The sequence below is a fragment of the Neobacillus sp. NRS-1170 genome, from assembly GCF_050468025.1.
The window spans coordinates 12,766-27,758 of the sequence record NZ_JBITPF010000056.1 but is presented as its reverse complement, the minus strand read 5'-3'; the positions used below and the strand labels follow the sequence as shown (position 1 = coordinate 27,758).

The window sequence follows — 14,993 nt, the reverse complement described above, 5'->3', positions numbered from 1 at the left end:
TTTAATAAATCACCTCATATTTACTTTACAATCATTACACCACAATGCGCATGCTGGACCACTTTATGGCTTACACTTCCCACGAGCAGTTCTGAAAAGAGGCTAAGTCCCCTGCTGCCCATTACGATCATGTCGTAATCTCCTTCTTTTGCCTTCTTGCATATCATTTCTGCAGGATCTCCAATATGGTATTCGCTATCATATTGTATAGATGACCCTGAAAGGACTTGTGCGGATTCCTCTAAAATCCTCCTAACTTCCTCTACTTGCAATTGTTCAATATCCACTCCGTAAGCAACTGCATTTATATTGTTACTAGGAATAATATGAAGTAGCGTTATACGGGCATTTATCCCAATGTTTTGCGCCAACCATTTAGCCGATTTAAGTGCATGTTTGGAATGTTCGGAACCGTCAACTGGAACCAAAAACCGTTCATACATGTTGTCACTCCCCTTTTTATAAAATCTTATTTTTATAATAAAACCCATGACGGTGATTATTGTGATGTAACCTTAGAATAATAACGATTAAATAGTAGCAGTATTTTTCATTAGCATGTAATTATGAATTAATCATTGCAATAATGCTCGACACTTACCTATTAGTAGGTTAATACCAATAAGAGGCAGTAACATTGAAAGTAGAACACAATCGTTAGCCCGCATAAAGTCTAAGACCGCCGCTTGTGTTTCAGCCTTTTATTCAATTAGTCAGCTTCAGTCGAACGCTCAAACCATGTGTTGACTTCTTCAAGCCGTTTGGTATAAGCTTCGCGAATCGTATATGCTGCTTGAGATCCAACTGCCAAACGAAGCGGCGAATTGTCGCTTTTTATAACGGAAATAATCAGTTCCACTGCTTTTGCCGGGTCGCCGGTCTTGATGTTCGACATACCTTTCTCGTATGCTTCATATAGCGGAGCATATTCTTGTTTCTTCTCGGTATGCTGCATCGATTCGCCAAAAAACTCTGTTGCGTACACGGAAGGCTCCACGATCGTCGTCTTGATCCCAAAGCTTGCGAACTCTTGAGCAAACGCTTCGGAGAAGCCTTCAACTGCAAACTTGGATGCAGCGTATATGCTGTACGGAGGCATGGACCAAGTTCCGAAGAAGGATGAAAAATTAACGTAATGGCCCGATCCTTGACGTTTAAAGACTGGGAGTGTTGCTCGGATGACATCTAGTACACCGAACACGTTGACGTCGAACTGCTTCCGGATTTGTTCATCCGTATACTCCTCCATCATTCCGAACAGTCCGTATCCGGCATTATTCACCACAATATCGATTTTCCCGAAAACGTCAACGGCTTCTTGAACGGCGGATTGAATTTGCGCCTTATTTGTCACGTCCAAAGCTGATAGGTGAACACGATCCGGTGCCAGTTCTTTAAAATCCTGAATAGATTCAAGTTTGCGTGCCGTTGCGACCACTTTGTCTCCTGCTTGAAGCAGCTGCTGCACAAATTGCCGTCCGAATCCTGACGAAGTTCCTGTAATAAACCATACTTTACTCATCGTAATCATTTCTCCCTTTTTAATTATTCAGATCCGCTCCTCCGCTTTGATGACAAAACTTGACAGCGATCGATCAATAACTTTTTGCTTTTTGAATTTAATAATTTGTTGCTCTTTAATATTTTCTCCCGAAATTTTCCTTTATATTTACAACTAGTGATTTTGAAAATTCCATAATTTGCTCTGCATTTGAATTGAATTCTATTTTAGTGAATTCATTTAGTAACTGTAATATTTGATTCGCTGCTTGGAAATTTTCATTCTCAATTTGGGCTTGTATGCTCTCTGAGCCGTGGATTTTTACATTCTCTCTTAAAATTTCCAGCATTACTTCCATTTTATTGTGACAATTTATAAAATCTTGCATGGATTTCTCTGTTGATGCAACTTTAGAATATTTAGAATAATAACGATTAAATCTGATTGAATAAATCAACACATAGATAACAATTACCGCAGCAAACAAATTTAGAATAATCAATGAGAAGTTCAAGCTAAAAAATTGAGTCAGCACTCCGACTCCAATAGGAGGAATTATGAATCCGGAGTAGGCGCATAAATAAAATGCCGAAATGACTCGCGGACGTTCTTCCGGTTTCGGCAACTGGCTGGCAAACCTTAAAGCAACTTGAAACGTCCACCCACCGCCAATTGCTTGAATGAATATGCTGGCCCATACCAAAAATAAATTCGCTGTCAGACCAGAAAATACAATGCCCCATGATCCAATAGCAAGTAGTAAGATTCCAAAGCGCATTCGTGAGACTGGATGACTCGGCCAAGGAACGAACTGAGCCAAAGCCCCTCCTCCAAGAAGCAACAAGATTATAATCCCTGAAAAGGCAAGATTTGAAGTGTGAATGACATTTCTGACGAAAGAAGGTATTAGGGATAACGCAATTCCTTGAATTGTGAAAACAGTAAAGATCGGCAGTGCAGCAAATGACCAAAAATGTGAACGAATACTATTAGGCACTCCAAGTGATATCTTAGTCTTAGCCGGTTTCTGCATGAGGGGATCCTCATGCTTAGGAAGAGTTTCCAGAATTACTAAAGAAGTAATTAGCATTACAAGTAAAAACCAGAATGGTACTCTAAGCGGCTGCAGATGTAAATATTGCAAAATTAAACCAGCAATAGCTGGACCTAGGCCAAAGCCGATGAGTACCGTTGCTCCTGATAACTTGATAGCTGTACTTACTTTATTTGGAGAGATTTGTTTTATTAAAAATGCAGCGGCAGTACCTGTAAAAGAGCCATATGCAATACCTTCCAATATTCTTGCAGCATAGAGCATCCAAGCATCAAAACTTCCTAGTAAAAGCAACGTTGATGCGATGGAAATCCATATACTGCTGCGAAGCACCCTCTTCAATCCCCAGGCGCTCCCTTTGGCTCCTACAACAAACAAAGTCGGCAGTAGGATAGCGGCATAAACGGCAAACAAAATCGTAATTTGCAGACTATTCAATTGATAATGTTCACTGTACAAAGGAAATAACGGTGTAATAAATGTTGCACAGCAGGACATTATAAGATAAACCCAAAGCATCCTTTTCATTTTAGAAATTCCTACTTTCTCAATTTTATTTTACTTACTAGTTGGTAAGTTATATTCCTAGAAAAACCGCCTTTTAATTTTTAAAAAGACGGTTTATTTGATTCAGAACTTGGGATCATACATCCTTTACTAACATGCGTTAATATTGCAAAGTACCTTCTATCCATGACAGAAATGTATAAGCTACTGATTTATCAGTAACGGCAACTCCGAAATCTTCTATTTTTTCAAAATGATAGTGAAAGCTTGCCTTATTTACCCCCTGCTGTTTGGAGAAATCATCAAAACTTATGGCAACATAACTCTTTTCCGGAATAAGTTTTAGTGCCAGGCCTAAAATTTGTGTATTTCGATTTCCACTACTGTATATTAACTTACTAGTAGGTAAGTGTCAAGCCAATAAGAGCAGAATTACTCTCCTCTTCCCAGTTCATTGGAGACCGAACTTGCCTGCTTTATTCAAATCGACGTTAGAACTTTTTTCCGCTTTAATATATCATTCACCGTCTAATTCTAAAATCTCTACTTGACACTTTTTATCTTCCAACTGATTTTTCACCACGAAGAACCATACAGGTACTTAAAGCATGGCTACTAATGAACCACCTTCATCAAAAACATCACACTTGATAAGCCCGATAGTCTTTCCCTTCTTTATAACCTCACCTTTTGCTGTAATTTTTTCATTCCAAATCGGTTTCAAATAATTGATTTTAAGTTCAACAGTTGTAAAAGATTCATTCATTTCTAACAAACTTGAAAAGGCCACGCCCATTGTCATATCGGCTATATCACATAGAAGAGCTTTCCATATAATTAAGAAGATGTTGTGCTATTACTTATAAGTTTATCTTGTTTAATTTTTTTCATCTTGAGTTTATCAGGAATTAGATATGAAATAATGCCTGCACTTATTAATAAGAATGCGGCTAATCCTAATGAAAAAACATATGTGCCAAAGACCTCATAGCCCCACCCACCAAGAAATGAAGAGATTGCTCCTCCTATTTGATGACCAACATAAGCCCATCCGTAAAGCACACCGAGCTGCCTTACACCAAAAAGGTCTCCTAAAATAGCGGAAGACATTGCTATACTCCCTGCCCATACTAATCCACCCAACGCTGCAACTAAATAAAGTTGCCACGTGTTCTGTGAAAATACCAAGCCTAAAAAACCCAAACCACGTATAAAATAAATAAAAAATAGTAGCTTACGTTTGGCAAAACGGTCAGCAATTGAGGCTAAAACAAGTGTGCTAAAGATTGCAACAAGCCCAATCAGTCCAACTCCAAATGAAGCAGTAGCAGGGGAAAAATGATGATCTATTAACATCGGAAATGCATGGGAACCTAGTAAGTTCATACTGAACCCACAAGCAAATAATCCTGCTACAATTTGCCAATACGCTTTTGAGCGAATAGCATCTCGCAAAGTGAGCTTTTGTGTTAATGCATAAGTAGAGGTCATGGTGCTTGAAGAATCTTCTTTTAAATCAGCACCTTCTGGAACATCTTCTTTAAAAATCAAAATGGCAGCAGGAACAATTAATATGACAAAAATGAAAGCAAAAATGAACAAGGTACTCCGCCAACCACTGGACTCAATCATAAAAGTAGCCAACGGATTAAAAATAGCAATTCCAGCCATTGACCCTGTTGATAGAGAAAACAATGCCTTCCCCCTTTGACGAACAAACCAACGACTAATAATCGGAGTTAGTGCAACGGGGCTAGTAAATGCTAGACCGAACGACAGAAACACGCCATACATCAAGAAAAAAATCCAGACATTGTTTGTTAACACCGTTCCCAAAACCGATAACTCAATGATGACAAGCCCCAGCAGAAGAACAAATTTTGTACTATATTTTCCACATAAATAACCCGCGATAGGCATTCCAACACCATACATAATCATACCCACAGAAATGATCATTGAAATAAATGTTCGTGTTACATTTAAATCTTCCATCATCGGTAATACAAATGGTCCTATCCCCAAGCGAAGCCCTACCGTTAACATGGTAATGATCATACTTACAATAACAATATACCAGCCAAAGTAAATTCCTTGTCGTTTTTGAACCAATGAGTGTACCTTCTTTCTATGGCACAATTATTTTTTAATTTCATGGTAAAAACGTAATCAGAACTATACTTAGATGCTTTATACGTCAAATAATTCTGATTACAGAAATAATAGTGTGGGATAATCACATCACATACTAAGAATTACTCTCCCCTCCCCAGTTCATGGAGCCCGACCTTACCTGCTTTATTCAAATCGACGATTGAACTTTTTTCTGCTTTTATAATAAATAATTCACCGTCTAATTCTAAAATCTCTACTTGACACTTTTTATCTTCCTACTGATTTTTCACCACGAAGGACCATACAGGTACTTAAAGCATGGGCAACTAATGAACCACCTTCATCAAAAACATCGCACTTGATAAGCCCCATCGTCTTTCCCTTCTTTATAACCTCACCTTTTGCTGTAATTTTTTCATTCCAAATCGGTTTCAAATAATTGATTTTAAGTTCAACAGTTGTAAAAGATTCATTCATTTCTAACAAACTTGAAAAGGCTACTCCCATTGCCATATCGGCTATATCACATAGTATTCCTCCATGGATTGTTCCCATTGGATTTGCATGTTTCTCTGTATTACACTCTAATTCAAAAATTGCTTTACCTTCCTCGATTAGTAACAGCTCTGCACCAATTAACTTGGCGATAGGCGGCGGCGGAACCTCACGATTAATTATTTTTTGCATTGATAAAATTCTTTCGTTCATATAAATCCCTCCAATAAAAAATACAAACCGGTCTGTTTTTTATTATACACTAAACTTAGTTAAAGTCGTCAATATGATTTGAATATTCTAATAAATAAAGAGGATTTCAATTACATAAAAGGTTATACTTACATTAAAAAGACCGTTCGGTTTTAAAATACTAATAAAAATGAGGGTTAAACATGCGTAAGGGAGAACGAACAAAACAGATGATTATTGAAAAGGCCTCTGGACTTCTAAATACCCAGGGATACTTGGCAACTTCCATTACAGATATTATGAAAAAGACTGGTATGGAAAAAGGAGGGATTTATAATCACTTTAAAAGCAAACAAGAACTTTCTTTGGATGCATTTTCATTTTGTATTGAAACGATGTCCACAACATTTCAAGATGCAATTAGGAGCAAATATACTTCTATCGAAAAATTAAATGCTCTTCTCGAAGTCTTTTTGTTATTAGCAGAAGACAAGCCAATTCCTGGCGGCTGCCCAATTCTTAATGCAGCAATCGAGTCCGATGATGCGCACCCTGACTTACGTGATGAGACCAGAAAAGCAATGAATGATCTTTATTCTATGATCCTTCAAATTATTCGAACTGGGATAAGAAACAGTGAAATAATCTCTACAATAGATTCGGAAACAGTCACGACAATTATTATATCTACCATTGAAGGATCTCTTATGATGACAAAGCTATATAACGACACCATTTATATAAATCGATCGATAGGATTTTTAAAAGACTACCTTTCAAAATTTGAAACTAGAGAAAGGGATTAAACTCCATTCTCTATCTTGTTTATTTTTAAATAAAAGCATTTTACTATTCATTTGTACAACCGTTACCTGTTTTATCGATTCCTGTTATTTTTCCGAATTCATTAAATGCATTTACCTTTTTGCAAAAAAACTTCCAATTTTTTAAGAAACAAACAGCCGGCTAAGATAGCCCGGCTGTTCAAGTAAGAGCCCAATCTTTAATATTATAAATGGATGATATGAAGTTAAGCACACTAGAACATTTATAGTTTTTCTAAAGCATTTCCTTAAATTCTGGTTCTGAGAATTTTATTTTCTTAGATAAACATTTCGGATGAAATAATGCTTGGCCGTCCCATTGCGACTCCTTGAATAATCTTATAACTGTTCCAAGCATCCTTTAAAGGGTAGAATACTTTGTGCTCGGTTAAATATGCACCTAATGCAGACGCAGCTACACCAGTTGCTGGATCTTCGTTATTTCCAGCTCTTTTGGGGAATTGACGTGCCTGGACACACTGCTTACTTTTCTGTTCAATGGCAAAAGGATAAAATCCAGTAGTGTTAAACTCATCACATAATCTGCATAAGTATTCAAAATTAGGTTTAAGATTATTAAGTGTTTGTACGCTTTTTAATGGAATAACTAATTTTTATCGAGACGTAGAGACAGATTGAATAGTAAGCCTCCTACAAGATGTGTGTTAAATTTTCGGCAACATAAATGGAAATCGAAAGATACTATCTATCCCTCCTATATTAAAGAGCATCTCAGAAAAATAACCATCCAATTTTATATAATATTAACCATCCACTTATTTTAATGAATTCCACATGCCAATAAAACCTAGATAGAATCTGGTGAAAATGAAAATGGAAGTGAATTGTATGAAATGTGACGATTTATTGAAATATAAAATAGATGTGTACTTAAGTGATTTTCTTGTTATAATCGGAACGAATATTGTTGTTAGTCGTCTGACGACTATTATTCCAAATTATTTTATAAGGGGTTGTTTCATTTGAATTATGCAAATTTAATTGATCATACATTATTACAGGCGGACACAAAAAAAGAAGCGATTGTAAAGCTATGTGAAGAAGCAAAGCAATATGGTTTCGCTTCTGTATGTGTAAACCCAACTTGGGTACAAAAGGCAGCAGAAATTTTAAACGAAACAGATGTAAAGGTTTGTACAGTGATTGGGTTTCCATTAGGGGCCAATACCCCTGAAACAAAAGCGTTTGAGGCAAAAAATGCAATTGAGAATGGCGCTACGGAAGTCGATACAGTAATCAATATCGGGGCATTGAAAGATAAAAATGATGAACTTGTAGAGCAAGATATTCGTGTGGTTGTAGATGCTGCAAAAGGAAAAGCATTAGTTAAGGTAATAATAGAGGCGTGCTTATTAACAGAAGAAGAAAAAGTTCGTGCATGTGAATTAGCGGTAAAAGCGGGAGCTGATTTTGTCAAAACATCAACTGGCTTTTCTTTGTACGGGGCAACAGTCGAGGATGTTGCAATAATGAGAAAAGCAGTAGGCCCAGACATCGGAGTAAAAGCCTCCGGCGGCGTTCGTGATCTTAACGATTTGAAAGCCATGGTACAAGCGGGAGCAACAAGAATTGGTTCAAGCTCAAGTGTTGCCTTATTCACTGGTAAAGCAGACTCTACTGGTTATTAATAAAAACAAAAAGTCATGTTTTACGCTTAAAAAGCGACTAATATGATACATGTTGATAGTGATTATTAAGAAATCCTCGTGGTTGAACACGAGGATTTCTTACAAAGAATACAATTGACCCCCATGCTCATCAAGCTTAGAACCCTTGATAAAGCTGGATTGGGGATATTTATACATTCCACCCTATCTATTAAATATATTTCACTTTATTAATTTCACCATTGTTTCTTAATTTGTTCCTCTGCTAAACGCAAAATTTGTAGTTCAGGTGTTTCCTTCTTAACAATTACATTTGTTAAATAATTTTTACCTTTGTAATTAAGAGTCACAGTCACTTCCACCATATGTTACACTCCTTTTAATTTTTTAATGTAGAAAAGAATCATTTATATAACTTTTCTTTACTTGGTTACCATAAATAACTTTAGGGGTCCGACCAACATTTTTACGTTAAAATGTTAAATTCATGTAGTCTTTTCTCCTCTACCGATTGTAATCTTATTATGCTGTTTTACGCTTGCTTTGAAATCAATTCAGTCAAAACTGATTTTGGTTGAAAGCCAATCATCTGGTCTACAGCTTCTCCGTCTTTGAAAAGAATCAAGGTTGGAATGCTCATGACACCAAACGCCCTTGTTGTTTCCGGGTTTTCATCTACATTAAGTTTGATAATTCTAACTTGATCTCCCATTTCAATATCAATTTCTTCCAATACAGGTGCAATCATTTTACAAGGGCCGCACCAAGGTGCCCAAAAATCTGCTAACACTAATCCCTTTTTAATTTCTGTAGTAAATGATTGATCTGAAACGTGTAAAATAGCCATTATGAAATCCTCCAATTTTATTAATTTATAAACGCTTTTTTAATCTTTCTGTTCCTTTCAAGCACCTTATTTCTCGTTTATAATTCAAAATTTATCGCATGTCATTATCCCCTGTCTAAATGTAAAATAAAAAATTACAGTTCACTTTTAAAAAGTACCAATCTTAAATTTACTCCATTAACAAGCTGCTTCATTGAATTCAACAGGGAAGAAAGTTCAATAAACCAATCTTCATCCCCTGTTGATAATGCCAAGTCTATTAGAATTTGCACCTAATTACTAGTCAGCAATATTGCTCATACGAACTGTGGGTAAAGAGCCGATACTCCTCCAGCCAGACCTTTCTGAACCTTTCGGCTCAACTCGTCGGCAAGAATTTCATAGCTATCAGCCTGGATTCCGTCGATAGCGAGCTTAGCTACGTCAGCTGCATTTAACTTAGGTGCGGTGATGCGGGCAGTCATGTCTGTGTCCATGTACCCGACATGAAGTCCCGCTACACGTACTTTCTGGTCAGCCAGTTCTAAACGAATTGCGTTGGTTAGAGCCCACTCGGCCGACTTCGCAGCAGAATATGCTCCTGAATTCACGCTACTGAACCAGGACAACACCGAAAGAATGTTTAGAATAGTACCGCCCCCGTTCGAGGCGATCTTCGGTGCGAAGGCGCGAACCATCGAAAGAGTTCCGAAAAAGTGTGTATTAAATTCGGTGTGGATGTCCTCCAAACTACCATTGATAAGGGAGGAGCCTGTCGACACCCCAGCATTGTTTATCAAGAGAGTCACGTCTCCCGCTACCTCTGCAGCCGCTGCCACAGAGGTAGGATCGGTGATATCGATTTGCAATGGTTTTGCTCCCGGTAGTTGGATACTATCAGTGTTGCGTGCCCCCGCATAAACAGTAGCACCTCGAGAAATCAGTTCAAGAGCGAGTTGTCGACCAAGTCCTCGGTTTGCGCCAGTAACGAGCGCGGTTTGTTGTGAAATATCCATAATAAGTAATCTCCTTTCAGATGTAAGAATCTACTATTAAATTATTAGACAAAATATGTCTTTTCTTTCGAAAAAGTTGATGTGAAAACAAAAATGCAAAGATAACGAGTTAAGATTCCAAATTTGGCAAAGATTGCTTTTGTGGCGCAAAATCTTGGTTGACTACCTTTTTATTATTTAAGAAACGTGATAATCCAAATGTTGTAATACCTGCAAACACAATACTTAAGGCACTGAACCATGTAATGAAAGACAATGATAGTTGCCCCACAATTATTCCACCAAAACCTGCACCAGCCGCAAAGCCAAATTGCATCATCGATTGGTTCAGACCTAGCAACACATCTGAGGATTCAGGTGATAGCGTTGCTAAATTAAATTGCTGAGTTGCACCTGATGACCAGCCTGCAAATGACCAGACTGTCAATATAACAAAAACAGCAATAATTGAATTTGATAGGAATGAAAGCACGACTAAAGATGTTACGTTTACAAGTAACCCTATTTTTAATGTAAAAATGACGCCTCTCTTATCTGCACTTAATCCACCTAGTTTAGAACCAAATAAGCTTGCAACTCCAAGAACTAGTAAAGTAATACTTACAAGAGAATCACTCATACCTACATTTTTTACAAGGAATGGAGATAAATAAGTAAAAAGAATTCCGTATCCTGTCATTAAAAAGAAGGTGATTGATAATGCTAAAGCAATTTTTGGTTTTTTGAACATAGCAATTTGTCTTGTTAAAGGGATTGAAGCATCACCATTCATTTTTGGTATTGTATTTAAAACAATAAAAATGACAAGTAAAACTAATATTGCGGTACCGATAAATACAAATTTCCAGCTATACGTGGATGTAATAAATCGGCCAATAGGAACGCCAATGATTAATGATGCGGTAAATCCCATGACAACTGTTGCAATTGAACTGGCCTTTTTATTAGGAGGTGCAATCTTTGCTGCGATATTTAAAATTGTAACGACTGCTACACCTGTACTTAAAGCCATAAGAATGCGAGCAATTATAAATAATCCATACCCTGGAACAATCACTGAAAGTAAATTTCCTATAATAAAAACAAATAACGCATAGATCAGTAATTTACGTCTTTCCATTTTAGCCGTTAATACCAGTAATATAGGTGTACCGATGGCATAGGCTAATGAAAAGACTGTAATTAATTGACCAGCCGCTCCAATTGACACTCCTAGAGCCTCTGCCATTTTATCCAAAATACCTGAGATGATGGGTTGTGAAGTACCGACTAAAAAACTTATCAGTGCTAAAATATAAATCTTTGCTGTATTTGACATGTGAAATTTTCTCCTCGAAATATTATTAATTTATATATTTCTATATTTATATAAATACTAAAATAATTTTCAAAATGAAAGAACCTATTAAACCATTTTTTAATTTCCTCAAGAATTTGTTTCTTTGCTAATTTGACCCTTACATTTTCTTCGCTCAATTCAAGTTATTCAGTATTTCTATAAATAATGAAATTTAAAGTAAAATTATTCCGCTTTAACATTAAAGTAAAGCGGGAGCGTATTGAGCAAGGACTTCTCGTTGTAAACTGTAATATCTGAAGGTTCCCTCTCTGCGAACTGCTAATAATCCGCAATCGAGTAATGGTTTTAAATGATGCGTCAATGTTGAATTGTTCGGGACTTTTAATTGATTTGCCATTTCTAGGCAAGCTAACTCTGATTGTTGAGTAAGTAATTTTACGATTTGTAAACGAGTCGATTCACCTAGTGCCTTATAGACTTTTACTGCAATATCATCATTCACCGATAAAAACCTCCTTTCAGCAATCTTTATTTCAGTATTTCTAGAAATATTATATTTAATCAGAGATGCTCTGTCAAGAGTTTTCCATTTTTTAATTCAAATGCTATTTTCTAAATATAAAAATGTGATTATGATTTCCATTTCGACTTCGTTCTTATTCGACTTTCAGAACAATCTTCCAAAATCCATCTCCCATCGATACCGATTGAATTGATATTGGCATCCCAATAGATAAGCCGAATTCTATTGAAAAGAAAACGGCTTTATAACTTAGAATATATATGGTGTTATCTCTTCCAAAGTGTGCTCTCTTGTTTTTCTTTGTTAACTAACAATTTAAAAACATCCGGTCTTGAATAATGACCTACTGGATCAAAATCAAATTGGCTGTATGCGATTTGTTTCATATCAAGGTCAGCAATGATGATATCTTCTTTTCCCCAAACAGGTTCAAGAATGTATTCACCCAAAGGTCCAACAATTGCACTTCCTCCATTACACATCACTTCGGGAGCAGACTTTAAATCATCATAACAAGCTAAATCTCCAGGATACATATCCTTCGTTACATATTGATTGCAAGATAGAACAAAGCATCTTCCTTCCATTGCAATATGGCGAATAGTTGACTGCCATGACTCCCTAGCATCGGCAGTTGGTGCAATATAAAGTTGAACCCCCTGAGCATACATGGCGGTCCTTGCTAAAGGCATATAGTTTTCCCAACAAATCAATGCACCAATCTTTCCAAACGGGGTATCAAATACAGGGAGAGTACTTCCATCGCCCTCACCCCAAACGATTCGTTCGGCTGCTGTGGGTTTTAATTTACGATGTTTTCCTAAAAGGGATCCATCTGGGCCGATGAAAATAACCGAACAATAAAGAGTTCCTCCACTATTTTCGCTATCTCGTTCAATCACTCCCATAACAAGGTAAACGCCAGCCTCTTTTGCAGCTTCCCCAAGTACTTCTGTCGCTTCACCAGGTACAGGAATTGAGTTCTCCCAATATCGATACCAATCTTTCCTTCCGTCTTCCGTACGGCTTCCAATAACCGTACCAAATGATAAGCCTCTAGGGTATGCAGGGATAAAGGCCTCAGGAAAAACAACAATCTTTGCCCCTCTTTCTCCAGCTTCTCTTATTAATCTTACTGATTTTTCTATTGTTGCGCTAAGGTCCATTATTATGGGAGCAGCTTGGATAACAGCAACCCTTACACTTTGATTCGTATTCACCATATTTAAGCACCTCTAGTAGATATTTAATCAATATAATAATAGAAAGATCATTAAAACAGACCATCCAAATATCATAGAATTAACCCATCCAATTCCCTTGATACTCCTTACCTTTCAAAAATGGAGAAACCAGATATTCCTTTATTCCTTCCCTATACAATTGTAAATATTTAATTTTTACAATTGTGCGAACAAAATTTTGACGAATTTTTCCGCCTTTCTTTTTCATTAGATAGTTTCAAATAAAACGTTGATAGAATGTGATTTAATTCACATATAATAAAACCAGAATATCTCAAATTTATTTAATTATTGAATGTTCTTTAATCACACGTATAGTATTTAGTTCATCATCTTCTGCACCCTGAACAGGAAGACCAGCTTCGATATTTTTTCTTGTATAGAGTATATTATCTTCTGTTATTATTTCTCCTGGTATAAAGATTGGTATTCCAGGAGGATATACCATTACAAATTCCGCAATAATTCTGCCGGCAGACTGTTCAAATGAAATCACTTCGGTTTTCTCGTAAAAAGCATCGCGCGGTGTTAAAGCTAACAATGGAATCTCAGGTAACAAGACTGAACTGTCTACATTTTCATCTGCTTGATTCTTATATTCTCGTGAAAGTTGCGATAAGGCCTGTACAAGTGTCATCAAATCTTCCTCAGAGTCCCCTGCTGTCACGATACAAAGGATGTTGTAAAGATCAGATAATTCAACTTCAATATTAAATTTGTTTCGAAGCCACTTTTCAACTTCATAACCAGTAATTCCAAGCTCTTTCACTGATATTAACAGTTTGGTAGGGTCCATCGCCACAGCCGCGCTGGATTCCAGAACTTCTCGACCCATGCAATATATATGGTCAATTTGATTAATCTTTGAACGTGTTTTCTCGGCTTTTCTAATAGTGTCCTCCAACAGTGCTTGTCCTTCCGTAGCTAATGATTTTCTGGCAACATCTAAAGAGGCTAATAATAAATAAGAAGTAGACGTTGTTGTAAGCATACTTAATACAGATTGAACTCGTTTAGACGATACTATGTTGCCGCGAAGGTTCAAAATAGAACTCTGAGTAAGAGATCCCCCTAATTTATGCACACTTGTTGCAGCCAAATCAGCCCCGGCCTCCATTGCGGATAAAGGTAGTTCCTGATGAAAATGAATATGTGCTCCGTGTGCTTCATCTACAAGTACTGGTATGTTCCTTGAATGGGCAATCTTCACAATTTTTCTTAAATCACCCGATACACCATAATACGTAGGATTGATGACAAGCACAGCTTTTGTATCCGGATGTAAAACTAATGCTCTCTCAATCAAATCGGGTGTAATACCATGAGAAATACCAAAGTGTGCATCCACTTCTGGATGAATAAAAATCGGAACGGCTCCAGAAAAAACAATCGCACTCATGATTGATTTGTGAACATTTCGCGGAACTAAAATCTTATCACCTGGTTCACAAACTGACATAATCATAGCCATAATGGCTCCACTTGTTCCCTGTACAGAGAAGAAGGTATAATCAGCACCAAAAGCTTCAGCAGCTAACTCCTGTGACTGTTTAATAATTCCTTTAGGGAGATGCAGGTCATCTAATGGCGCTATATTGATTAAATCGATTGAAAGTGCATTTTCACCGATAAATTCTCTAAATTCAGGATCCATTCCGTTCCCTTTTTTATGACCTGGAATGTGAAATTGGATCGGATTTTTTTCTGCATGTTTTTTTAGGGCTGTAAATAATGGTGTTTCAAATTGGTGTACCAATGTGTAACACAC

The 14,993-nt window shown here is 36.9% G+C and carries 16 protein-coding genes and 1 pseudogene; 2 read left to right on the top strand and 15 right to left on the bottom strand.

From position 1 onward, the window contains the following. Positions 1–20 precede the first annotated feature (20 nt). The 6 genes from ACIFOT_RS22590 to ACIFOT_RS22565 all read right to left on the bottom strand — a co-directional run bounded on the left by ACIFOT_RS22590 (position 21) and on the right by ACIFOT_RS22565 (position 5,885). Positions 21–443, bottom strand: coding sequence for a universal stress protein (locus ACIFOT_RS22590; protein ID WP_026565620.1), 423 nt, complete (start codon positions 441–443; stop codon positions 21–23). Between the two features lie 266 nt (positions 444–709). Further along, positions 710–1,522, bottom strand: a complete 813-nt coding sequence (locus ACIFOT_RS22585; RefSeq protein WP_430068134.1) for an SDR family NAD(P)-dependent oxidoreductase — start codon at positions 1,520–1,522, stop codon at positions 710–712. Positions 1,523–1,637: 115 nt separating this feature from the next. Then, positions 1,638–3,083: an MFS transporter gene (locus ACIFOT_RS22580; protein WP_430068131.1), complete on the bottom strand. Its 1,446-nt coding sequence runs from the start codon at positions 3,081–3,083 to the stop codon at positions 1,638–1,640. Between the two features lie 580 nt (positions 3,084–3,663). Beyond that, the gene (locus tag ACIFOT_RS22575; RefSeq protein WP_430068128.1) at positions 3,664–3,864 is read right to left on the bottom strand and encodes a PaaI family thioesterase; all 201 of its coding nucleotides are present in this window, start codon (positions 3,862–3,864) and stop codon (positions 3,664–3,666) included. Positions 3,865–3,899: 35 nt separating this feature from the next. Beyond that, positions 3,900–5,174 (bottom strand): MFS transporter, encoded by a 1,275-nt coding sequence (locus ACIFOT_RS22570; protein WP_430068125.1) that lies wholly within the window; start codon positions 5,172–5,174, stop codon positions 3,900–3,902. Between the two features lie 270 nt (positions 5,175–5,444). Beyond that, positions 5,445–5,885: a PaaI family thioesterase gene (locus ACIFOT_RS22565; RefSeq protein WP_430068122.1), complete on the bottom strand. Its 441-nt coding sequence runs from the start codon at positions 5,883–5,885 to the stop codon at positions 5,445–5,447. Between the two features lie 182 nt (positions 5,886–6,067). On the opposite strand from ACIFOT_RS22565, the gene ACIFOT_RS22560 reads away from it, so the two are divergent. Further along, positions 6,068–6,670, top strand: a complete 603-nt coding sequence (locus tag ACIFOT_RS22560; protein WP_430068119.1) for a TetR/AcrR family transcriptional regulator — start codon at positions 6,068–6,070, stop codon at positions 6,668–6,670. A gap of 296 nt (positions 6,671–6,966) precedes the next feature. On the opposite strand, the gene ACIFOT_RS22555 is transcribed toward ACIFOT_RS22560, so the two are convergent. Further along, the gene (locus ACIFOT_RS22555) at positions 6,967–7,293 is read right to left on the bottom strand and encodes a PhzF family phenazine biosynthesis protein (protein ID WP_430068488.1); all 327 of its coding nucleotides are present in this window, start codon (positions 7,291–7,293) and stop codon (positions 6,967–6,969) included. Between the two features lie 378 nt (positions 7,294–7,671). Between ACIFOT_RS22555 and deoC the strand changes: the two genes are divergently transcribed. Further along, the gene (deoC, locus tag ACIFOT_RS22550; protein ID WP_430068116.1) at positions 7,672–8,337 is read left to right on the top strand and encodes a deoxyribose-phosphate aldolase; all 666 of its coding nucleotides are present in this window, start codon (positions 7,672–7,674) and stop codon (positions 8,335–8,337) included. 215 nt (positions 8,338–8,552) lie between these two features. Here the strand turns inward: deoC and ACIFOT_RS22545 are convergent, their stop codons facing one another. The 8 genes and pseudogenes from ACIFOT_RS22545 to ACIFOT_RS22510 form a co-directional block, all read right to left on the bottom strand. Continuing rightward, complete coding sequence (locus ACIFOT_RS22545) at positions 8,553–8,681, bottom strand: BA3454 family stress response protein (RefSeq protein ID WP_430068113.1); 129 nt, start codon at positions 8,679–8,681, stop codon at positions 8,553–8,555. Between the two features lie 167 nt (positions 8,682–8,848). After that, positions 8,849–9,163 carry a thioredoxin gene (trxA, locus tag ACIFOT_RS22540; RefSeq protein ID WP_430068110.1) on the bottom strand — a complete coding sequence of 105 codons (315 nt, stop codon included), beginning with the start codon at positions 9,161–9,163 and terminating at the stop codon, positions 8,849–8,851. Positions 9,164–9,297: 134 nt separating this feature from the next. Further along, a pseudogene (locus ACIFOT_RS22535) lies at positions 9,298–9,426 on the bottom strand (IDEAL domain-containing protein); the annotation flags it as partial. Between the two features lie 33 nt (positions 9,427–9,459). Further along, positions 9,460–10,158 carry an SDR family oxidoreductase gene (locus tag ACIFOT_RS22530; RefSeq protein ID WP_430068107.1) on the bottom strand — a complete coding sequence of 233 codons (699 nt, stop codon included), beginning with the start codon at positions 10,156–10,158 and terminating at the stop codon, positions 9,460–9,462. Positions 10,159–10,267: 109 nt separating this feature from the next. Continuing rightward, complete coding sequence (locus ACIFOT_RS22525) at positions 10,268–11,476, bottom strand: MFS transporter (protein WP_430068105.1); 1,209 nt, start codon at positions 11,474–11,476, stop codon at positions 10,268–10,270. A 220-nt stretch (positions 11,477–11,696) separates the two neighbouring features. Next, positions 11,697–11,960: an ArsR/SmtB family transcription factor gene (locus ACIFOT_RS22520; protein WP_026565115.1), complete on the bottom strand. Its 264-nt coding sequence runs from the start codon at positions 11,958–11,960 to the stop codon at positions 11,697–11,699. A 287-nt stretch (positions 11,961–12,247) separates the two neighbouring features. Next, a complete protein-coding gene (locus tag ACIFOT_RS22515) occupies positions 12,248–13,204 on the bottom strand; it encodes a carbon-nitrogen hydrolase family protein (protein ID WP_430068103.1) in 957 nt (318 codons plus the stop codon). Between the two features lie 301 nt (positions 13,205–13,505). Next, complete coding sequence (locus tag ACIFOT_RS22510) at positions 13,506–14,981, bottom strand: aminotransferase class I/II-fold pyridoxal phosphate-dependent enzyme (protein ID WP_430068100.1); 1,476 nt, start codon at positions 14,979–14,981, stop codon at positions 13,506–13,508. Positions 14,982–14,993: the final 12 nt, after the last annotated feature.

Excerpts from the sequence above, each read along its gene's own strand:
- ACIFOT_RS22590 (WP_026565620.1), bottom strand. The coding sequence starts at position 443 with ATGTATGAACGGTTTTTGGTTCCAGTTGACGGTTCCGAACATTCCAAA.
- ACIFOT_RS22585 (WP_430068134.1), bottom strand. The coding sequence starts at position 1,522 with ATGAGTAAAGTATGGTTTATTACAGGAACTTCGTCAGGATTCGGACGG.
- ACIFOT_RS22580 (WP_430068131.1), bottom strand. The coding sequence starts at position 3,083 with ATGAAAAGGATGCTTTGGGTTTATCTTATAATGTCCTGCTGTGCAACA.
- ACIFOT_RS22575 (WP_430068128.1), bottom strand. The coding sequence starts at position 3,864 with ATGACAATGGGCGTGGCCTTTTCAAGTTTGTTAGAAATGAATGAATCT.
- ACIFOT_RS22565 (WP_430068122.1), bottom strand. The coding sequence starts at position 5,885 with ATGAACGAAAGAATTTTATCAATGCAAAAAATAATTAATCGTGAGGTT.
- ACIFOT_RS22560 (WP_430068119.1), top strand. The coding sequence starts at position 6,068 with ATGCGTAAGGGAGAACGAACAAAACAGATGATTATTGAAAAGGCCTCT.
- ACIFOT_RS22545 (WP_430068113.1), bottom strand. The coding sequence starts at position 8,681 with ATGGTGGAAGTGACTGTGACTCTTAATTACAAAGGTAAAAATTATTTA.
- trxA (WP_430068110.1), bottom strand. The coding sequence starts at position 9,163 with ATGGCTATTTTACACGTTTCAGATCAATCATTTACTACAGAAATTAAA.
- ACIFOT_RS22530 (WP_430068107.1), bottom strand. The coding sequence starts at position 10,158 with ATGGATATTTCACAACAAACCGCGCTCGTTACTGGCGCAAACCGAGGA.
- ACIFOT_RS22525 (WP_430068105.1), bottom strand. The coding sequence starts at position 11,476 with ATGTCAAATACAGCAAAGATTTATATTTTAGCACTGATAAGTTTTTTA.
- ACIFOT_RS22515 (WP_430068103.1), bottom strand. The coding sequence starts at position 13,204 with ATGGTGAATACGAATCAAAGTGTAAGGGTTGCTGTTATCCAAGCTGCT.